This is a genomic window from Propionicicella superfundia DSM 22317, assembly GCF_000423465.1.
Classification (GTDB): domain Bacteria; phylum Actinomycetota; class Actinomycetes; order Propionibacteriales; family Propionibacteriaceae; genus Propionicicella; species Propionicicella superfundia.
Genome location: NZ_KE384021.1, coordinates 300389 through 321697, shown reverse-complemented (window position 1 = coordinate 321697; position 21309 = coordinate 300389). Strand labels below are relative to the sequence as shown.

General features: G+C 70.2%; 14 protein-coding genes. 4 read left to right on the top strand and 10 right to left on the bottom strand.

Annotated features, from left to right (window positions below):
* Positions 1-77 precede the first annotated feature (77 nt).
* Together G555_RS19510 and G555_RS0111295 are read right to left on the bottom strand one after the other, a co-directional pair.
* Positions 78-2909, bottom strand: a complete 2832-nt coding sequence (locus G555_RS19510; protein WP_036922472.1) for an FAD-binding and (Fe-S)-binding domain-containing protein — start codon at positions 2907-2909, stop codon at positions 78-80.
* On the bottom strand, positions 2906-4609 hold the full coding sequence (locus tag G555_RS0111295; protein ID WP_028708954.1) for an L-lactate permease: 1704 nt from the start codon (positions 4607-4609) through the stop codon (positions 2906-2908). The genes G555_RS19510 and G555_RS0111295 overlap by 4 nt, the downstream gene beginning before the upstream one ends.
* 264 nt (positions 4610-4873) lie before the next feature.
* Between G555_RS0111295 and G555_RS0111290 the strand changes: the two genes are divergently transcribed.
* Positions 4874-5569 carry a GntR family transcriptional regulator gene (locus G555_RS0111290; RefSeq protein ID WP_245581261.1) on the top strand — a complete coding sequence of 232 codons (696 nt, stop codon included), beginning with the start codon at positions 4874-4876 and terminating at the stop codon, positions 5567-5569.
* 209 nt (positions 5570-5778) lie between these two features.
* Here G555_RS0111290 and G555_RS0111285 read toward each other — a convergent pair whose 3' ends face one another.
* Together G555_RS0111285 and G555_RS0111280 are read right to left on the bottom strand one after the other, a co-directional pair.
* Positions 5779-6732 (bottom strand): electron transfer flavoprotein subunit alpha/FixB family protein, encoded by a 954-nt coding sequence (locus G555_RS0111285; protein WP_028708952.1) that lies wholly within the window; start codon positions 6730-6732, stop codon positions 5779-5781.
* Positions 6733-6744: 12 nt separating this feature from the next.
* On the bottom strand, positions 6745-7521 hold the full coding sequence (locus tag G555_RS0111280) for an electron transfer flavoprotein subunit beta/FixA family protein (RefSeq protein ID WP_028708951.1): 777 nt from the start codon (positions 7519-7521) through the stop codon (positions 6745-6747).
* A gap of 281 nt (positions 7522-7802) precedes the next feature.
* Here G555_RS0111280 and G555_RS0111275 point away from each other — a divergent pair, with 281 nt between their 5' ends.
* A complete protein-coding gene (locus G555_RS0111275; RefSeq protein WP_028708950.1) occupies positions 7803-10013 on the top strand; it encodes a (Fe-S)-binding protein in 2211 nt (736 codons plus the stop codon).
* Between the two features lie 245 nt (positions 10014-10258).
* On the opposite strand, the gene G555_RS0111270 is transcribed toward G555_RS0111275, so the two are convergent.
* From G555_RS0111270 to dnaB, 6 genes are all read right to left on the bottom strand, one after another.
* A complete protein-coding gene (locus G555_RS0111270) occupies positions 10259-11437 on the bottom strand; it encodes an NAD(P)/FAD-dependent oxidoreductase (protein ID WP_028708949.1) in 1179 nt (392 codons plus the stop codon).
* Between the two features lie 89 nt (positions 11438-11526).
* Positions 11527-12660 carry a tyramine oxidase subunit B gene (locus tag G555_RS0111265; protein WP_028708948.1) on the bottom strand — a complete coding sequence of 378 codons (1134 nt, stop codon included), beginning with the start codon at positions 12658-12660 and terminating at the stop codon, positions 11527-11529.
* Between the two features lie 102 nt (positions 12661-12762).
* The gene (locus G555_RS0111260) at positions 12763-14214 is read right to left on the bottom strand and encodes an APC family permease (RefSeq protein ID WP_028708947.1); all 1452 of its coding nucleotides are present in this window, start codon (positions 14212-14214) and stop codon (positions 12763-12765) included.
* 335 nt (positions 14215-14549) lie between these two features.
* Entirely contained in the window at positions 14550-16130 is a 1581-nt protein-coding gene (locus tag G555_RS19505) for an MBL fold metallo-hydrolase RNA specificity domain-containing protein (protein ID WP_084635203.1), read from the bottom strand.
* Between the two features lie 79 nt (positions 16131-16209).
* Positions 16210-16827 (bottom strand): DUF1707 SHOCT-like domain-containing protein, encoded by a 618-nt coding sequence (locus G555_RS0111250; RefSeq protein ID WP_028708946.1) that lies wholly within the window; start codon positions 16825-16827, stop codon positions 16210-16212.
* Between the two features lie 118 nt (positions 16828-16945).
* Positions 16946-18310, bottom strand: a complete 1365-nt coding sequence (dnaB, locus tag G555_RS19500) for a replicative DNA helicase (protein WP_051208880.1) — start codon at positions 18308-18310, stop codon at positions 16946-16948.
* 491 nt (positions 18311-18801) lie between these two features.
* Between dnaB and G555_RS0111240 the strand changes: the two genes are divergently transcribed.
* Entirely contained in the window at positions 18802-19011 is a 210-nt protein-coding gene (locus G555_RS0111240; protein ID WP_028708945.1) for a heavy-metal-associated domain-containing protein, read from the top strand.
* 48 nt (positions 19012-19059) lie between these two features.
* On the top strand, positions 19060-21285 hold the full coding sequence (locus tag G555_RS0111235; protein WP_036922468.1) for a heavy metal translocating P-type ATPase: 2226 nt from the start codon (positions 19060-19062) through the stop codon (positions 21283-21285).
* The last annotated feature ends 24 nt before the right edge of the window (positions 21286-21309 follow it).

Genomic DNA, 21309 nt, shown 5'->3' with positions numbered 1-21309 from the left:
GGTCCCGACGGTCCTGCCCGAGCGGACGGCTCGGGCAGGCCGGCAGGACCGGCCCGGATCCGGCGCCGGGGGATGCGCTAGGTGGCGTCCTGCCCGAGCGCCTGCTCGGCGAGCAGTTCCACCACGTGGCGGTACGGCGTGCCGGTCGCGCGCGTGAGCCCCAGCTCGCAGGTCCGGTTGCAGCTCGCATGGGCGTCGCCGTCGAGCCGCGCCGCCTCGGCGGCCTCCCGCCGGGTCGCCGCCGCCGTCAGCTCGGGGTGAAGCATGCCGCGATCGCCGGCGAAGGCGCAGCACCCCCAGTCCAGCGGGACGTCGACGGTGTCGGCGACCGCGTGTGCCACCGCGAGCAGGTCGGGGTTGAGCCCCATCTGCGTGGACGAGCAGGTCGGGTGCACGGTCACCGAGTCGAGCTTGTGGTACTCGCCGAGCACCGGGATCACCTCCCGCGCCACGAAGGACACGCAGTCGATCACCTCGATGTGCAGAGCGGGATCGGTCTCGATCATGTGCCGGAAACCCTCTGTGCAGCTCGACGCGTCGCAGATCACCGGCAGCCGGCCCCCGTCCGTGGCGGCCGCGAGCACCGGCAGGACGCGCTCGCGCATGGCGGCGTACCCCTGGGGAATGCCCTTGCTCGACCACGGCGTGCCGCAGCACAGCTTCTCGACCTCCGGGGGAACGAGCAGCGTGATCCCCGCCTTCGCACACAGGCGTTCGAAGCTCACCTGGACGCCCGGTCCCTGCGATGGCCCGAACATGACGTTGACGCAGGCCGGGACGTAGACCGCCACGGGCTCCCCGACCGGCGCCGGACGCCGGCGCGGCGCCCCGCCGCCGGGCAGCTCCGGCGACCAGAGCGGGATCGAGTCGGTGCCGAGCACCGCACGAGCCGCCTTGTTCACGCCGGTGAGGCCTGCCTCCAGCGGGCGGGGCAGGGCGTCGGCGACGCCCAGCACCGTCGAGAAGGCGGCGGTGGTCCCCTTCCAGTGCTTCGCCAGTGCCGACCACGCCGCCGCCGTCGCGCCGGGAACGGTCGTGCGGCGCAGCTTCTTCACCAGCAGGCCGGTGTTGATCTTCACGGGGCAGGCCGTGCCGCACATCCCGTCCACCGCGCAGGTGTGGAGCACCTGGTAGTCGAAGTCCTTCTCGAGGCGCTCCACGGCGGCGGCGTCCCCGGCGAGCTCCAGGCGCCGGATCTCGCGCCGGACCGCGATCCGCTGCCGCGGGGTCAGCGTGAGGTCCCGCGACGGGCACACCGGCTCGCAGTACCCGCAGGAGGTGCAGCGGTCGACTTCCTCGTCCACGCTCGGATTGAGTTTGATGTGCTGCAGGTGCAGGTCGGGATCGTCGGAGATGACCGTGCCGGCGTTGAGCAGGCCCCGCGGGTCGAACAGGCGCTTGACCTCGCACATGACGTCGTACAGCTCGTCGCCGTACTGCCTGCGGACGAACGGCGCCATCACCCGGCCCGTGCCGTGCTCGGCCTTCAGCGAGCCGTCGTTGGCGATGATCAGGTCGACCAGATCCTCGGTGAACTCGCTGTACCGCCGCAACTGGTCGGCGTCCTCGAACCGGTCGGTGATCATGAAGTGGATGTTGCCGTCCTTGGCGTGGCCGAAGATCACCGAGTCCTCGTAGGCGTAGCGCTCGAAGAGCACGGCCAGGTCGACACAGGTCTCCGCCAGCCTCGCGACCGGCACGACGACATCCTCCAGCAGGGCGGTGCTCCCGCTGCGGCGCGCCCCCGCGACGGAGGTGTACAGGCCCTTGCGGAGCGTCCACAGCCCGGCCCGCACCGCGGCGTCGTCGGTGAGTTCCACCGGTCCGCCGACCGGCAGCCGGTCGAGCGTCGGCCGGGCGGCGGCGGCGAGTTCGGCAAGCTCGGCCGCGCCGGTGGCCTGGTACTCCACGAGCAGCGCCGCCTGCGTGTCGACCGTCAGCGCCTTGATCATGTCGGGGGTGTCGGGGAAGCCCTGTCCCACCCGCAACGACGTCGAGTCCATGAGCTCCAGGGTGGCCGCGCCCGTCGCGACCAGCCCCGGCAGGGCCTGGTTCGCCGCGTACAGGTCGTCGAAGACCACGAGCGCGGTGGAGACGAACCTCCGCAGCGGGACGGTGCGGAACGTGGCCGACGCGACGAAGCCCAGGGTGCCCTCGCTGCCGACGATCAGGTGCGTCAGGATGCCGGCCGGCGTGTCGTGGTCGAGGAACGTGTTGATCCCGTACCCCATCGTGTTCTTCATGGAGAACTGCTGGGTGATCCTCGCCACCGACGCGGGGTTCCCGCGCACCCGGTCGCGCAGCCGCAGCAGACCCGCGTACAGGTCGGGCTCCACCGTGCGGAGCTGTTCGTCGGCGTCGGGTGCACCGGTGTCGATGACCGTGCCGGACGGCAGGACGACCACGACCGACTCCAGCGTGCGGTAGCTGTTCTCCACCGTTCCGCATGCCATGCCCGACGAGTTGTTGGCGACCACGCCCCCGATGGTGCAGGCCGCCTCGCTGGCCGGGTCGGGACCGAACTTGCGGCCGTACGCGGCGAGCCGGGCATTGAGCTGCTTGACCGTCACGCCGGGCTGGACCCGCACGCGAGCGCCGTCGTCCAGCACCTCGACGCCGGTGAAGTGCCGGCGGACATCGGCGAGGACGCCCTCGGTGCCGGCCTGCCCGGACAGGCTGGTGCCGCCGGAGCGGAACGTCAGCCCGATCCCCGCCGCCGACGTGGCCCGCAGCAGCCGAGCCACCTCGTCGGCGTCCCGGGGTGCGACGACGGCGCTCGGGACGAGCAGAATGTGGGATGCGTCGTGGGCCAGGGCACGCCTGTCCAGCTCCGCGGTCCGGAGCTGGGCCGGATCCGCCACACAGCCCTGCAGCAGTGCCTGCAGGCGTTCGGGGGTCACGGCGGTCATGGGGTCGGGACCATCCACGAGAGCGGCCCGGCCTGGAGGACGACGACGATCGTGAAGTAGGCCAGCAGGGCGAGGCTCCACAGCACGACCTTGCGGAAGATGTCTCCCTCGCGGTTGGTCATGCCCACCGCCGCGGCCGCGACGGCGAGGTTCTGCGGCGAGATCATCTTGCCCATCACGCCCCCGGACGAGTTCGCCGAGGCCATGAGGACGGGGTTCAGCCCGGAGTGCTCCGCCGCGGTCACCTGCAGCAGCCCGAACAGCGCGTTGGACGACGTGTCGGACCCGGTGATCGCGACCCCGATCCACCCGACCAGCGGCGAGACCACGACGAAGGCGGTGGCGAGCCCGGTGGCGAGCGCGTTGCCGAGGCTGGCGGTCTGGCCGGACAGGTTCATGACGTACGCCAGGGCCAGCACCGACAGCACCGTGACGATGGTGAACCGAAGCTGCTTCAGGGTCGTCGCGTAGGCCTGCACGGCGTCGGCGACCTTCACCTTGAACACCATGCAGGTGACGATGCCCGAGAGCAGCAGCAGGGTGCCTGTCGCGCGGAGATGGTCGAAGGTGAAGATCGTGGACACCGGCTTGCCCGCGCTGTTCAGGATCGTGGAGGTCGCCGTCCCGTCGGCGGCGATCGTGTTGAGGCCGGGCCACGGGAACTTCACCTGGCCGATGCTCAGCAGCCAGGTCTTGACGACCGGGATCTGACTGATCGAGAAGACGATGACGATGATCGCGTAGGGGGCGATGGCGCCCCAGATCCGCGCCCCTCCGGTCGCGGTGATCTCGGGGTAGTGGGCGAGTTTGCCGGAGCTGATCGCCTCGGCCTCGTCGGCGGGCAGCTCGGTGTGATCGAGCGGCACCGAGTTCCGCGGCTTCCAGAACCGCAGCATGCCGAGGACGACCGCGATCGTGGCGAGGGACGCGACCACGTCGGTGATCTCGACGGTGATGAAGTTCGACGTCAGGAACTGGAAGACGCCGAACACGACGCCCGCCACGATCGCGACGGGCCAGGTCTCCTTGACGCCGCGCCGGCCGTCGACGAGGAACACCAGCACGAGCGGGACGATCGCGGCGACGAACGGGGTCTGACGCCCCGCCATCTGGGACAGGACGTGCGTCGTGATCTCGGGATGGGTGGACGACACGGCGCCGGACAGCGCGATGATGGGAGCGCCCATGGCGCCGAAGGCGACGGGAGCGGTGTTGGCCAGCAGTGAGACGATGGCCGACTTGAGCGGCCTCATCCCCGCCGCCATGAGCATGGCGGCCGAGATCGCGACGGGTGCGCCGAAGCCGGCGAGCGCCTCCATCAGGGCGCCGAAGCAGAAGGCGATGAGGATGGCCAGGATGCGCTGGTCGTCGGAGATCGAGCGGATGAGCTTGCCGAGTTCCTCGAACCAGCCGGTGATCACCGAGAGCTGGTACAGCCAGATGGCGTTCAGGAGGATCCACATGATCGGGAAGGCGCCGTAGAAGGCGCCTTCGGCCGTGGCGCTGAGGGCCATCGTCGCGGGCATGCCCCAGCCGACGATGGCGACGACGATCGACACGGCCAGGCCGATGAGGGCGGCGAGCCAGGCCTTCATCTTGAAGACGCCCAGCAGGACGAAGAGCAGGATCAGCGGGAGTGCCGCCAGGAGTGCTGAGAGAGCGAGGCTTCCCGCAATGGGCGCCAGAGGTTGAGTGAACAAGGGAATCTCCTCGTTGAGACAGCCGATGCTCGATTGTTCAGCAAGTTGACTCGACATGCAAGTGAACTGACCGGGTAACTTTGAGTGCCATGGTCGGCCGAGGTCGACGACCGAACCCGCGGCGGGCGTCCGGACGATTGCCCGACGCCGGGGTGCCGAGCGTCGCCTCGCGTGTCGAGACTCGGCCCGACTTGCTAGGTGACAAGGGGTTAGAATCAATTCACGGCCGTGAAGCTGGGGGGGTTTGAGGTGGCTCGGAACATCGTGATCACGTCAGTGATCGATGCCGCCGCCGAAGACCTGAAGGAACAGGTGCTCCGGCGAGAGCTCAAGCCCGACACGCCCCTGACGGAGGCGAAGGTCGCCGAGCGCTACGACATCGCCCGCGCCACGGCGAAGGCGGCGATCGAACGGCTCGTGTCCGAGAAGGTCCTCGTCCGGCGCAACCACAAGACCGCGCGCGTCGTGAGACTCGGGCCCGAGGATGTGCGCGACATCTACCGGACGCGCGCCTATCTGGAGTCGGAGGTGCTGCGCCGGCTCGCGCTGATCAAGCGGGTGCCCGACGCGTCCCGTGTGGCCAACGCCGAGATCGCGGCGCTGTGGGAGACGGGCTCCTTCGATGTCGTCGAGCCCGACATGCGCTTCCACACCGCCCTGATCGACGCCCTCGGCAGCCCGCGCACCAGCGCCATGTACCGCTCGCTGGCGTTCGAGGTGAAGCTCTGCATGTCCCAGTTGCAGGGCAGCCAGCGGCTCAGCCCCGAGATCATCGTCGCCGAGCATGCGCTGCTCCTCGACCTCATCGAGGCGGGTGAGAGCGTCCGCGTGGCCACTCTGCTCCAGGAACACCTCTCGCGGGCCCGCGAACTGCTGGCCGGCGACCTCGGCGGCACCCCCGGGGCGGAGGCGTTCGTCCCCTCCTCGGCACTCGCTGCGCGCCGCGCGCAGGCCGGCTGAACCTCCCCGGCACCGCGCCGAGCGCTCCCAAACCGCCGGAAATCAGCGGATTTCCGGCGGTTTCGGAGCGCTCGGTGGACTGTGTGCGTCGCTGCGGACCGGCGAATCGGGCCGGCCGCGCTCGCGCGGCGACCACCACGCCGCGCGAGCGCGGGAACAGGGGGGTCGACGACCGCGCCGGGCGGGACATCCGCCCGGTCGCCGTGCCGTCACGACCCAGCGGAACCCAGCCGGGTCACCAGCTCCGGGACGATCACAGCGAGGTCACCCACGACGCCCAGGTCGGCGATGCGGTGGATGGGCGCGTCGGGATCGTTGTTGATGGCAACGATGCGCTTGGACGAACGCATCCCCGCGACGTGCTGGATCGCGCCCGAGATACCGACCGCGACGTACAGATCGGGGGCGACGGTCTTGCCGGTCTGCCCCACCTGCAGGCTGCTCGCGACCCAACCCGAGTCGACGGCCGCCCGCGACGCTCCGACCGCGCCCCCGAGAGCGTCCGCCAAGGACTCGACGAGCGTGAAGTCTCCCGCCACGCCCCGGCCCCCGGCGACCACGACCTTCGCCTCGGCCAGGCGGGGACGTCCCGTGGACACCGGCGGCTCCGTCGCCGTGACGGCCGCTACGGGACCGGCCGGCGCGTAGGCGAACGTGCTCGAATGGACGCTCGGCACCGTCGCCGCCTCGGCCGGGACCGCGGCGACGGCCTTGACGGTGACGACGGCCAGCGGCGTACGGACGACCGCGTCGACGGTGTAGGAGCCGGCCCAGACGACCTTGCTCGCATGGACGATGCCGCCGTCGAGGCCGACCCCGACGGCATCCGTCACGAGGCCCGCGCCGAGCTCGGCGGCCACGAGCGCGGCGACCTCGTTGCCCTCGGTGCCGGCGGGCACGAGGATCAGGCTGGAGCCCGCTGTCCGCGCCACGTCGGCCACGAGCGCCGCACGGGCGGTCACGAGCGACGCGGCGAGCCCGGCGCACTCCACGGCGTGAAGGTCGGCGACGCCGTACTGCCCGAGCTCCGCGGCGGCGTCCCCGGCATCGCCGGCGATCACCGCCGACAGCGGGCCGAGGCCACGGCCGAGCGTGGCGAGCCCCAGCGTGGCGGCGTCGACGGCACCGTCGGTCGCGGTCGCGAGAATCAGGACGTTCGTCATGTCGTTCTCCTCCTACGCCTCTGTCAGGAAAGCCACGAGCTCGGTCACGGAGCTTCCGCCGTCGTCGACGAGGACCGTGCCCGCCTGGCGATCGGGGTTCCTCGTGATCGTGGCCACCTCGACCCGCGCGGCGCCTGCGCCGACCGTCGCCGGATCGACGCCGAGGTCGGCCAGCGACCACTCGGTCACCGGCTTCTTCTTGGCGGCCATGACGTCCTTGAACGTCGGGTACCGCGGCTCGCCCGTCTGATCGGTCACGCTCACCACTGCGGGAAGCGGCGTCTCCACGGTCCGGGCGCCGACCTCGTCGACCCGCGTGCCGCGCAGGCCGGATCCGGCGACCTCCAGGGACGCCGCCATGCTCAGCAGCGGCCAGTCCAGCGCGTGGGCCAACAGGGCCGGCAGGACCCCCATCTCGCCGTCGGTCGAGCTCATGCCGCAGATGACGAGACCGGCGTCGGGCACCGCCCGGACGGCGGCCGCGAGAACCGCGACCGTCCCGAACACGTCCGACCCGGCGATGGCGTCGTCACTCACGAGGTACGCCTCGTCGGCGCCCATCTGCAGCGCCTTGCGCAGACCCGCCTCGGCGTCGGCGGGCCCGACGGTGAGCGCGGCGACGGACGCCTCGGGCAGCGCGGCGCGCGCCTGTAGAGCCTGCTCGACGGCGTACTCGTCCAGTTCGGACAGCAGACACGAGCTCGCGGCCCGGTCAAGGGTGTGGGCGGACGAGAAGCTCACCTCGTCCACGGGATCGGGAACGTACTTCACGCAGGTCAGGATTCGCATCGCACCTCAGTCCTCGGTCGGCTGCCGCTCCCATTCACCTCATGAATCGGGCACCGCGGCGCACTGGTGTTAGCCGTCACCGTAGGCGATTCTCCATGGGATTATCCGGCGTTCCAGGAATATCCCGTGCGAAGATGACGAACGCGTTTCGGTTGCGTTACCGGGGCGGACACGCCGCCCTCGACGGAATGCCCTCCCGTAGCGTTGGATCGACTGGCCGCCGGGCCGCACCCGACCCGCGAGTTCCCCGGGAGGCCCGGTCGGAATCGAAGGGTGGGCGGATGGGAATCGTGTTGCTCGTGGTCGCGCTGGTAGCGACGGTCGTCGGCCTCGGCCTGTTCGTGCGCGGGATCGTCGTCATCGTCCGGCGCATCGCGGTCGGGCGGCCCAGCCCCGGACGGCTGGTGCCGGTGGGCACGCGGCTGCGCACGGCGCTCGCCGAGATCGTCTCCCACTCGCGCTTCCGGACCCGCCCGGTCGCCAAGGTCGCGCACTGGTTCGTGATGATGTCCTTCGTCCTGCTGGTCCCCACACTCGGGTCGGCGTATGCGCAGACGCTCGATCCGCTCGCAGAGCTCCCCGTGATCGGCGGCTGGGCGCCCTGGCAGTGGATCGTCGAACTCTTCGCCTGGGCCGGGCTCCTCGGCATCGTGGCGCTCGTCGTGCTGCGCGTCCGGTACCACCACGCCCCCGAGGACGCGGACACGGCCCGCGACTGGCGGTCCCGCTTCTTCGGCTCGACCCGCTGGCAGGCGTACTTCGTCGAGGCCGTCATCGCCCTCGTCGTCGTGTGCGTCCTCGGCATGCACACGCTGCAGAGCGCCCTGCTGCGCTCCGATCCCGCGACGGCCGCCGAGGGCGGCTGGCAGCACTACCCCACGACGGCCTGGCTCGGGACCGCCTTCCTGGGCGCGCCCGCCTCGGCGCTGGGCACCGGGATCGCGCTGTTCGCCACCGCGAAGATCCTGGTCTCGATGACCTGGATGGGCGTCGTCGGCGCCTCGGCCTCGATGAGCGTCGCGTGGCACCGGTTCCTCGCCGTCCTCAACGTGTACGCGCGACGTGAGGCCGATGGCGGCCCTGCACTCGGCGCCGCCGCTCCGATGCTGGTCGACGGGAAGCCGTTCGACATCCGCGAGCTCGACGATCTGCCCGAGGACGCGTCGTTCGGCGTCGGCACCGCGCGCGACCTGGACTGGAAGTCGCTGCTGGACTTCTCGTCGTGCAGCGAGTGCGGCCGCTGCCAGGACGTCTGCCCGGCCTGGAACACCGGCAAGCCGTTGTCGCCGAAGCTCTTCACGCTCGCGTTGCGCGATCACACCGCCGCCGTCGCGCCGGCCCTGCGGTCCGGGGACGCGAAGGTCCCCACAGCCGCGCACACCGCCGACGTCCTCGGCGCTCTCGTGGCCGCGAAGGCCGCGGCGTCGACGGGCGTCCTCACCGAGCCGGGCGACCTCGTCCCGGGCGTGATCGACGCCGACGTCCTGTGGGCGTGCACGACCTGCGGCGCCTGCGTCGAGCAGTGCCCCGTCGACATCGAGCACGTCGACCACATCCTCGACCTGCGCCGCCACGAGGTGATGGTGAAGTCGGAGTTCCCCGAGGAGTTCGGGCCGCTGTTCGGCAACCTCGACGCCAAGGGCAATCCGTGGGGGCTCCCGCCGCGCGGCCGTCTCGAATGGACGCGGGGGCTGGAGTTCCCCGTGCCGGTCGTCGGCACCGATGTCGACAGCCTCGCCGAGGTCGACTACCTGCTGTGGGTCGGCTGCGCGGGAGCGTACGACGACAAGGGGAAGCAGACGACCCGCGCCGTCGCCGAGCTGCTGCACCTCGCGGGGGTGACGTTCGCCGTCCTCGGCGACGCCGAGACGTGCTCGGGCGATCCGGCCCGCCGCGCGGGCAACGAGGCGACCTACCAGATGCTGGCGACGCAGAACATCGAGACCTTCGACGCGCTGGGCGTGGATCGGATCATCGTCACCTGCGCCCACTGCTACAACACCCTCTCGCGGGAGTACCAGCAGCTCGGCGGCACGTACCGGGTGAGCCACCACACGCAGGTCCTGAACTCCCTCATCCGCGAGGGACGGCTGACGATGGCGCCGCCCGAGGAGTCCGAGCGCCGGTCGGTCACCTATCACGACCCGTGCTACCTCGGCCGCCACAACCAGGAGTACGAGGCCCCGCGCGAACTGCTCGCGTCCCTGCCCGAGACCACGCTGGTGGAGATGTCGCACTCACGCTCGGTGAGCATGTGCTGCGGCGGTGGCGGGGCGCGGATGTGGACCGAGGAGACCAGCGGGACGCGGATCAGCGAGGCCCGCCTGGGCGAAGCCGCCGAGACCGGCGCGGAGACCGTCGCGACGGCGTGCCCCTACTGCACGATCATGCTGAACGATGCCGCGGCCGGCCAGGAGCAGGCGCCCGCCGTGCGCGACGTGGCGCTGCTCGTGCTGGACGGCGTCCGGCGCGGTATGGCGCAGACGTCCTGACCCCCCGTCCCCCCGCCCCCCGTCCTCCGTCCCCCGTCCTCCGGGATTCGCCGAGCGCTCCGAAACTGCCGGATTCCGGCGGTTTTCCGGCAGTTTCGGAGCGCTCGGCGGAGGGCATGACAATGCGGCCGACCGCGCATGGGGAACATTTCCCCTTCGGCCGACCGCACGCGGAGCAAACTCCGCGACTGTCATTCACATGTGTTTTCCGGCGACCTCCGACGACCCGCGGCCGGAATCCGAAATCAGCGGATTCCGGTCGTCCCGACGTAGACGTAGGGGCTCACCAGGAGATCCCCCTCGTCGAACCGGCTCAGCCGGAAGTCGGCCGCCGGGACGTTGGGGATCGACGACGCGCCGTCCAGGACGATCTCCGCCATCAGCCGCCCGAGCCCGGGAGCGATCTTGAACCCGTGCCCCGACATGCCGGCGGCGACGAACAGCCTCGCGTAGCCCGTGGCCGAGACGATCGGGTTGTTGTCGGGAGTCGCGTCGATCACCCCCGTCGCCGTCGTCGAGATCCGCGGATCCTCGATGCCGGGGAACCGGTGGATGGCCTTCTCGGCGACCGCCTCGATCGCATCGTTGGACGCGTGATTCGGGTACACGTCCGGGTCCGGGATGGGGATCATCGCGTCCCCGGCACTGTTGCCGAACAGCATCTCGCCCCCACGCAGATGGACGTACTGCTTGGCCACGAGGTCGGAGAAGACCGGAGGCGCACCGAGATCCATCTGTGGGTCGATGAGCACCTCCTGCACGAAGATGGGCTGCACGGGAAGCGTGATGCCGAGCGCACTCAGCAACGGCACCGACCATGCGCCGGCCGCGACCACGACCGTGCCTGCCGGCACGACCTCGCCGTCGGCGAGCTTGACCCCTGTCACGGTGTCCCCGTCGGCCACGATCTCACTGACCTTGGCGCCCTGCCGGATCACGACTCCCCGCCCGCGCAGCGCGGCGGCGAGCGCCTGCGCGGTCGCGTACCCGTCGCCGTAGCCGCCGCGTGGTTCGAGGCAGAACGTCGCGAAGTCGTCCAGGCGGGCGGTCGGCCACAGCTCGGCGACCTCGGACGCCGAGATCTCGTTCGTCTCCACGCCGAGCGAGCGCTGGTTGGCCAGGCTCGCGCGGAAGGGATCCACGTTCTCGGGCCCGATCCCCACCAGGTAGCCGACCTGCTCGAAACCGATGTCCGCCCCGAGCAGGTCGGGAGCGCTCTCGAAGAACTCCAGGCTCGTCAGGGCCAGTGCGGCCACCGACGACACCCCGTAGTGGCAGCGGATGATCCCGGCGGACTTGCCCGTTCCGCCGGAGCCGACGCTGTCGCGGTCGAGGATCGTGATGTCGGTGATCCCCCGCTGGGTCAGGGCCCAGGCCGTGGCGGTACCGATCACGCCGGCGCCGACGATGACGACGTCACTCATAAGTTTGCTTCTCCTCCTGTAAGGGTCTGTGGTCCGATCACGGCGCGGCCCGGCTCATGGCATGCAGCCAAGGCCGGGCACGGTCACGATCAGGCGAGCGCCGGGACGTCCCAGAACGGCAGTTCGACGCCGATCCCGAGTTCTTTGGCCTTCCGGTACACGACGGTCGACCATGCGACGTCCTCGATCGGCATTCCGCCGACGCTGAAGACGATGATCTGGTCGTCGCTCGTCCGCCCGGGCTTGCGCCCCAGCGGGACGTCGCCGATGTTGACCACCCTGTCCTGGTCGAGGAGGCCGTCGTGGATGAGATCGACGAACCGCGTTCCGATGATGCCCGTGGTGGTCTCGTACGCGGGGTACCCGAACTCCTCCTGCCAGTCGAAGTACATGCCGATGTTGTCGATGAACAGCCCCGTCTTCGGGTCGAGGAGAAGCTCGTCGTCCAGCTTCAGGTTCGCCACCGAACAGATGAAGGCTCCAGGCTTCAGCCACTCCGTCAGCACGTGCGGGTACACGGCCGGATCGACGAGCCCGGACACGCCCGAGTGGATGATGTCGGCGCCGCGCACCGACTCCTCCAGGGTGTCGCACACGACGATCTCGATGTCGGGCAGCCGCTCGGCGGCCCACTCCTTGTACGCCTCGGCGGTCACCTTGCGGCGCCCGTACACCTGGGCCCTGGTGATCGGACACACCGCGGCGTAGGCCTCCAGCCCGGTCTTGCCCATGACGCCCGGGCCGATGATGGACACGACCTCCGAGCCGGGACGCGCGAGGTACTTCGCGCCGACGCCGGGAACGGCTCCGGTGCGGTACGCACTGAGCAGGTTGGCCGACATGATCATCTTGGGGGCGCCGGTGTCCTTGTCGTTGAGGACGAACACGTGGATCGAGCGGGGCAGGCCCTTGTCGCGGTTCTCCATGTTGGAGCCGTACCACTTGACGCCGGCGTTGTCGAAGGAGCCGCCGAGGTAGGCCGGCATGGCCATGAACCTGCGGTCCGGGCCGTCGGTCGGCATGTTCGGGAACTCCGACGTCTCCGCGAACATGACCATCGCCCCGTGGGAGTTGCCGAGCTTGCCGCCCATGCGGTAGTCGCCCAGTTGCAGCAACTGCAGGGTCTCGTCCATCGCCTCCACGCAGGGGGCCATGTCCGTCACGCCCGCCGCGACGGCGTCCGGCTCGCTGAGGTAGAGAAGGGAAAGTGCGGTATCAGACACATTGGCTCCTTGGTTTCGCTCTCGCTGCGGCAGGTGGCGGATCGCCGGGGACGGTCGGCCGGCGGGGACGGTGCCGCTCTGCCGTCCCCGCCGACCGATGCCTCAGGAGATCGAATCGATGATGTTCTCGTAGACCGCCGGATCGGTGCGGCGGATCCTGGTGGCCTGGACGTAGCCGATGATCAGCGCGATCGGGACGGTGACGAGCAGGGCGATGGCCAGGTCCCAGCCGCCGCCGACCAGCGCCGGGAAGTACACGACGATGAGGATCGCGACGGCCGTCAACCCGACCGTGGACACGATGGGGGCGATCTTGGTCGTCCACACGGACGCCGACCCGGAACCCGAGCGGGCGAAGTGGACGATGACCGCGACCGACGTGAGCGCCATGAGCAGCACGATCGCGATCGTCGAGATTCCCGCCAGCCAGGTGAAGATCTGCATGACCGGGTCCCACCCGATGATCATGAAGAACATCAAGGTGACGGCCGCGGTCGCCGTCTGGACCAGCGACGAGTTGGACGGCGACCCGTACTTCGGGTGGACGGCGCCCATCCGGTGCGGAAGCAGGCGGACGTTGCCCATGGCGTGCTGGTAGCGGGTCAGGATGTTGTGGAACGACAGCACGCAGGCGAAGAGGCTGGTCAGCAGCAGCGACTGGGTGATGACCCCGCCGACCGGGCCGATGTACATCATCGCGGTGTTGAGGAGCATGCCGCCGGCGTCCTCCGCGGCGGCGTCCACGACCCCGTTGGGCCCCCACGCCATGATGAGCGCCCACGACGCGAAGCTGTACAGGATGCCGATCACGAGGACGGCCGCGAAGGTCGCACGCGGGATGGTCTTGTCGGGGTCCTTGGCCTCGTCGCGGAAGATCGCGGTGGACTCGAAGCCGATGAAGCCCGCCATCGCGAGCATCATGCCCACGCCCGGCGAGCCGGACATCCAGGCCGACGGGGTGAACGGCGTCAGGGACAGCCCCTCGGCGCCGCCGCGGACCATGACCGCGATCGAGAGGGCGAGCGTGACGCCGACCTCGAGGATGAGGAAGACGGCCAGCACCTTGGCGCTGAGCTGGATGTCCCGGTAGCCGAGGAAGCCCACGACGGCGATCATGAGCAGGCTGTAGATCCACCACGGCACCTCCGGCACCCCGAGGGACGACAGGTCCAGGTTGATCGCGAACCCGAGGTACCCGTAGACCGCCACCTGGACGGTCGTGTAGCACAGGAGGGCCAGCCAGGCCGCACCGACGCCCATGGGACGCCCGAGTCCGTAACCGATGTACGTGAAGAACGCTCCGGGCTTGGGGACGGTCCGCGACATGGCGGACAACCCGGAGGAGAAGAACAGCAGGATCGCTGCGCAGATGACGAAGTTGAGAGGGTAGCCGGCCCCGTTGCCGATGAGGATGCCGATAGGAGTTGCTCCGCCGATGACGGTCAGCGGTGCAGCAGCGGCAACTACCATGAAGACGATCTCGCCGACGCCGAGGTTGCCGCTCAGTTTGCGGGTACCGGCCGGGGCGACAGGAATGTCAACCGATGTAGTCATAGACAAAATAGTCGCGTTGACCTATTGCAGAGGGGTGACCCGGCCGTTAAGACTGGCGCGCGGGGATGCCGGTTCGATGTCCGCTCCGTGAAGACCTCACAATCTTCGTGAGAGCCCTCTTGGCGGAGTCCGGGAGCGCGTAAAGTGTACGGGCGCTCACCGTCACGAGGCTCGCAGACGAGAGGTTTTGCGGCAGCGCCGACCTCACAACCGCCTACTGCACGGACTTTTGCGTGCTCCGGGGTACCCGCCGAGACCCGTCCTGGCCGGGACACCGCCCACGCAGCGTCATCCGGCTCGCGCGCCCCCGCTCGGCGGCACCGTCGGGACGATCGTCACCTCCGCAGGCGGATGGTGATCGTCCCCTCCAGGACGATCTCCTCACCGTCGGCGGAGACGGCCCGCCAGACGACATCGCCGCCGTCGATCCGCAGGCCGGACTCGACCGGCTGTGCCCTCGTGCCCGCCGCCGGCCGGTGCCTGGCCGCAGCGCGGTCCTCCGCGGACGACGGGACCGCGCCCTGCCCCGAGAGGGCGACGACCTCCCCGAACCCCGGGACGACGGCGGGGCAGCCGACCTCGTCGGTGATCCGGGCGGCGAGAGCGGCGGCGGACGCCGGGTCGCCGTGCACGCAGAAGACCGTTCGCGGCCGGGGCTGCAGCCCGCGCAGCCAGTCGATGAGATCCGACGCATCGGCGTGGACGGAGAACTCGCTGTCCAGGTACACCTCGGCCTCGACCGGCACATACGTCCCGTACAGCTTGAGCTGGGTCGCTCCCTCCACCAGGGCCCGTCCACGCGTCCCGACGCCCTGATAGCCGGTGAGGACGACGGCGTTGCGCCGCTGCGGCAGCATCGCCTCGAGGTGGTGCAGCACGCGTCCGCCCGTGAGCATTCCCGACGAGCTCACCACGATGGACGGCTTGCCGGGGTTCGTCAGCCGTCTCGACTCGTCCGCCGTGCGCACCTCGACCAGGTTCGGCGGGTCGGCGAAGTCCTCCGCCCGCAGTTCCGGCCGCAGCTCGTCGCGCAGCGCCGGTGAGGCGTACACGTCCAGTGCCGACAGGGCCATGGGCGAGTTGAGGTAGATGGGGACGTCGGGGATGCGTCCGTGCCGGATCATGTCGGTCAGGGTCTTCAGCACGATGCTCGTCCGGTCGACGGCGAAGGCGGCGACGAGGACGGATCCGCCGCGAGCGATCGTCCGCCGGACGACGTCGGCGAGACCCTCGTGCGGCAGATTCGCCGGCTCGGGGTGCTCGCGGTCGCCGTAGGTGGACTCGATGAACACGTACGGTGCGCCGGGCGGGATGTCGCGGGCGCGCAGGACGGGGTGGTCGTGGCGGCCCAGGTCGCCCGAGAAGAGGGCAGAGGCGTCGGGCGTCGTCACCGTGACCGAGGCCGAGCCGAGGATGTGGCCGGCGCGGGTGAACCGCACGCCGATGCCGTCCCCGAGATCGACGTCGGTGTCGAACTCGACGGGCGCGAACAGGCGCATCGCGGCGATGACGTCGTCCCCGGTGTACAGCGGGAGCGGCGGGCGGTGTTTGGAGTAGCCGCCCGCGGCGGCGTCCGCGGCCTCGCGTTCCTGGAGGAATGCCGCGTCGCGGAGCACGATCTCGGCGAGGCGCTGCGTCCCCCCGGTGCACAGGACCCGGCCGGCGAACCCGTTCCTCACCAGAGCGGGCAGGTACCCGGTGTGATCCATGTGGGCATGGGTGAGGATGACGTCGGAGATGGACGAGGGCGGCACCGGGAACTCGGCCCAGTTCTGTTCGCGCCACCTCTTCTCACCCTGGAACAGGCCACAGTCCACGAGGATGCGCCGCTCGCCCACGGTGAGCAGGAACTTCGATCCCGTGACCGAACCGGTGCCGCCGAGGAAGGTCGCCGTCGTCCGTCCCGATGTCGTCATGTCCCTACTGTGGCGCAGGAAGCGGCCGGTGGCCAGGGAGCCCGCGCCCGTCGCGGCCGGATCGACGAGCGACGGCGGTTCAGCGGTCGAGTCTGTAGCGGCGCTTGTCCCACCGATTGGCGCCTCGGGCTTTGAAGTCGCCGAGCCCCAGCGTGCCCCGCACGAGGAACAGCGGACTCCCCCAGGACGGTTCCGAGGCCACCTTGAGCCTCACCGAGCCCATGCCTCCCGACAGCCGGTCGGCGTTGACGGCCCACCCGTCGGGCAGGATCAGCGTCACGGTGCCCGCGCCGGGCAGGATCTCCAGGTCCACGACCGGCGATTCCGCGGTGGCGAACAGGCAGTCCAGGAGGATGTCGTCGACGACCGCGTGCGCCCGGATGTACGGCGGGACGACCCACCGGTCACGCCGCTTCACCGAGGTGAAGCCGGCCCGCAGCACGAGCGGGTCGCTCGGGTGGAAGCCGGGATCCACGATCTCCGGTCCCCGCACCTGCAGCGGCGCCGGCGTGTCGGGGAGGCGCAGATCGGCGAGCACCGCCGCCAGGTCGCCGACGGTCCTGGCCTGCCGGGCGGCGGCGGTCCGCTCGTCCAGTTCGGCGACGGTGATCCGGCCCGCGGCATGAGCCTCGCGGAGGTCGGCGACGGCCGCGTCCCGCTCGGCGTGACCAACCCGCAGGTCGTCTCGCTCGGTCATGCCCCGAGCCTACGGCGCGTCTGCGACCGGCGGGACCGGGCCTCGCCTGCGCGACGGGTGGCCTGCCTCCGCGAGGCGCTCTCGCGCGGACGCGCGGCCCCACCCGCGCGAACCCGCGTCACTTCGGCATGTTCGCGAACCGCGAGTACCGCCCCTGGAAGCTGACGCTGATGTCGGCGGTCTGCCCGTTGCGGTGTTTGGCGACGATGAAGTCGGCCTCGCCGATCCGCGCTGTGTCGCGGTTGTAGGCCTCTTCGCGATGGAGCAGGATCACGATGTCGGCGTCCTGCTCGAGGCTGCCCGATTCTCGCAGGTCGGAGATCTGCGGTCGCTTGTCGGTGCGCTGCTCGGGACCGCGATTGAGCTGCGACAGCGCCACGACCGGCACCTCGAGCTCCTTGGCCAGCAGCTTGATCTGGCGCGAGAACTCCGACACCTCCAGTTGCCGGGACTCGGTCTTGTGCCCGGACGTCATGAGCTGGATGTAGTCGATGACGACGAGCTGCAGCCGGTGCTTCTGCTTCAGGCGGCGCGCCTTGGCACGGATCTCCATCATGGTGAGGTTGGGCGAGTCGTCGATGAACAGGGGCGCATCGGACACCTGCGAGACGCGGGCGGCGAGCCGCTCCCAGTCCTCGTCGCTCATGTCGCCCTTGCGGATGTGGCTGAGCGGGACGTTCGCCTCGGCCGACAGCAGCCGCATCACGATCTCGGACTTCGTCATCTCCAGGGAGAAGAACGCCGAGCACAGCCCGTTCTTGACGGATGCCGCTCGCGCCAGGTCGAGCCCCAGGGTGGACTTGCCCATGCCGGGCCGGGCGGCGACGATGATCATCTGCCCCGCGTGGAGCCCGTTGGTGAGATCGTCCAGCTCGGCGAACCCGGTCGGGACGCCGGCCATCGCCGAGCCGCGGGATCCGATCGCCTCGATCTCGTCGAGCGTTGGCTCCATGAGCTCGGCGAGCGGCTGGTAGTCCTCGGACGCCCGCCCCTCGGCGACGTCGTACACCGCCTGCTGAGCCTGGTCGACGATGTCGCTGACGTTGCCGGCCCCGCGGTAGGCGAGCTGGGCCACCTTCATCGCCGCTTCGGCCAGCCGGCGCAGAATCGCCTTCTCGCGGACGATCTCGGCGTAGTACGCGGCGTTGGCGGCCACCGAGACGCTGGCGACGAGCTCGTGGAGGTACACGTGCCCGCCCACGCGGCCGATCTCACCGCGACGCGTCAGCTCGGCGGCGACCGTGATGGCGTCGACGGGCTCGCCCCGCGCGTACAGGTCGAGGACCGCTGTGAAGATCTGCTCGTGCGCCGGCCGGTAGAAGTCGTGCGGCTTGAGGAGTTCGAGGACGTCGGCGATCGCGTCCTTGTTGAGCAGCATGGCGCCGAGCACGCTCTGCTCGGCGACGACGTCTTGCGGAGGAGTACGCTCCGGCGCGTCGGATCCGTACGGGGCGTCACCGCGCTGGGCCTCAGCTACCGTCACAACCCCTCCCTTCGTCGTTGCTCACACGCTATTGGGAGCCCCTGACAAAACGCGGCGGGGCGCGTGGCGGGGGCACCGAGAGGTTCACACTAGGCCCCGCTCACACATTCCGCCAGCACGTTATCCACAGGCCCTGGGGATAACGTGTGGACGCCGTCCCCGACACGCGGAGCCGCCTGTGGCCAGTCGCTGTGGACGACGGTGGATTACTCGGGGCGTCGCTCACAATCATGCCTGTGACAAGGGCAAACGCCTCGAACAGTTGTGGACGGAAAGAGAACTTGGCGTGTCGGGGAAGTTTCTTCCAGGGTGAGACGTGGCGACGCGCGGGTAACCGCTACGGTACCGCGCGGTAGCTCACACGACGGGTTTGCCCACAGGCGATCCACACCCCGGCCGGACATGAGCGCCCCTTCCCGGAATGGTCGCGCCGCCGCCGGTGTTAGGCGGAGTGAGAGCATGGAGCCACCGCAACCGTGAAGGAGAATGACATGATCGCCACCTACAAGGTCGACGGCATGACCTGCGGACACTGCGCGCACGCCGTCACCGAGGAGGTCAGCGCCGTCCCGGGTGTCAGCGACGTCCAGGTCACCCTCGAAGGCGGCACGATGGTCGTGACCAGCGAGCAGCCGATCGCCTTGCCGTCCATCGTCGGCGCGGTCGCCGAGGCCGGCGACTACACCGTCGTCCCGGCCTGACGCCGGACGTCCCGCTTCCTCGCCGCGAAGCGGGCCCGTGGAGAGACCATGACCTCGAACACTGTGGAATCCGAGCGCCGCGACTCGCTGGAGTTGAACATCTCGGGGATGACGTGCGCGTCCTGCGCCGCCCGCGTCGAGAAGAAGCTCAACAAGGTGGGCGGCGTCCAGGCCTCCGTCAACTACGCGACCGAGAAGGCGAAGATCCTCCACCCTCCGGGGATCAGCGTGGACGACCTCATCGCCGTGGTCGAGAAGACCGGCTACGGCGCGAGCATCCCCGAGCCGGACGCGCCCGAACCGCCCGACGCAGCCGTCCTGTACTGGCGCCGGCTGGTCGTCGCGGCGGCATTGACGGTGCCGCTGCTCGTCCTCGCGATGGTCACGCCGCTGCAGTTCCCCGGCTGGCAATGGGTTTCGCTGGCGCTTGCCACACCGGTCGTGTTCTGGGCCGGCTGGGGATTCCACCGGTCCGCGCTCGTGAACCTCCGCCACGGGGCCACCACCATGGACACGCTGATCTCGATGGGCACGCTGGCGGCCTACCTGTGGTCGGTGTACGCCCTGGTCTTCGGGTCCGCGGGCGAGATCGGCATGCACCACCCGTTCGAGTTCGTGCTGCGGCGCACCGACGGCACCGCCAACATCTACTTCGAGGCCGCCGGGGCCATCATCACCTTCATCCTCGCCGGACGGTACTTCGAGGCGCGATCGCGACGTCGCGCCGGAGAGGCCGTGCGCGCGCTGCTGGAGCTGGGGGCGACCGAGGTGTCGCTGCTCGCCGACGGCGTCGAGACGCGGGTCCCGATCGCGCAACTGGTCGTCGGCGATGTGTTCCTGGTGCGTCCCGGTGAGCAGATCGCCACCGACGGCGAGGTCGTCGAGGGCGCGGCCACCGTGGACGAGTCCATGCTGACCGGCGAGTCCGTCCCCGTCGAGGTCGGCGTCGGCTCCAGCGTCACCGGCGCGACCGTCAACACCGACGGCCGGCTCGTCGTCCGCGCCAGCGCCGTCGGAGCCGACACGCAACTGGCTCAGATCGCCCGCCTCGTCGAGGAGGCGCAGACCGGCAAGGCCGCCGTGCAACGCCTTGCCGACACCGTGTCGGGCATCTTCGTGCCGATCGTCCTCGGCATCGCCGTCGTGACCTTCGCCGGCTGGGTCGTCACCGGGGCGACCGTGCCCTTCGCCCTCACCGCCGCGATCGCCGTGCTCATCATCGCCTGTCCGTGCGCCCTCGGCCTGGCCACCCCGACAGCCCTGCTCGTGGGCACCGGCCGCGGCGCCCAGCTCGGGATCGTCATCAAGGGCCCCGAGATCCTCGAGAACACCCGCACCGTCGACACGATCGTGCTGGACAAGACGGGCACCGTCACCACCGGGGCGATGCAGGTGGCGGCGGTGTTCGCGACGCCCGGTGAGACCACCGACGAGGTGCTGCGCGTCGCCGCGTCCGCCGAGGCGGCGTCGGAGCATCCGATCGCACGCGCGATCGCCGCGGCGAGCCCCGTGCGCGAGGAGGTCGCCGACTTCCGCAACACACCGGGCCGCGGCGTCACCGCGACCGTGTCGGGCAGGCACGTGCTCGTGGGCACCGCCGCGCTGCTGGACGACCGGGGCTGGGACGTCCCCGCCGCGATCGCCGGCCGCGTCACGTCCGAGGCGGCCGCAGGACGGACCTCCGTCCTCGTCGCGTGGGACGGGCACGCCCGTGGCGTCGTGAGCGTGGCCGACAGCGTCAAGGACACCTCGCCGGAAGCCGTCGAGCAGTTCCGCGCCCTCGGCCTCACCCCGATCCTGCTGACCGGGGACAACGCCGTCGCGGCCCGCGCCGTGGCGCGCGAGGTCGGGATCGACGAGGTCGTCGCCGAGGTGCTGCCGGCCGACAAGGCGGCGCTGGTGCGCGACCTGCAGGCGTCCGGACGACGTGTCGCGATGGTCGGGGACGGCGTGAACGACGCGGCGGCCCTGGCTCAGGCAGATCTGGGCATCGCGCTCGGAACCGGGACGCACGCCGCCATCGAAGCGAGCGACCTCACGCTGATGCGCGGGGATCTGCGGCTGGCCGGCGACGCGATCCGGCTGTCCCGAGTGACACTGCGGACGATCAAGGCGAACCTGTTCTGGGCCTTCGCGTACAACGTGGCGGCGATCCCGGTCGCGGCCCTCGGATTCCTCAACCCGATGATCGCCAGCGCGGCGATGGCGTTCTCCAGCGTCTTCGTCGTGAGCAACAGCCTGCGGCTGCGCGGCTTCCGCGGCACCGCGCAGTGACGCCACGCCCCATGTAGAGGGTCA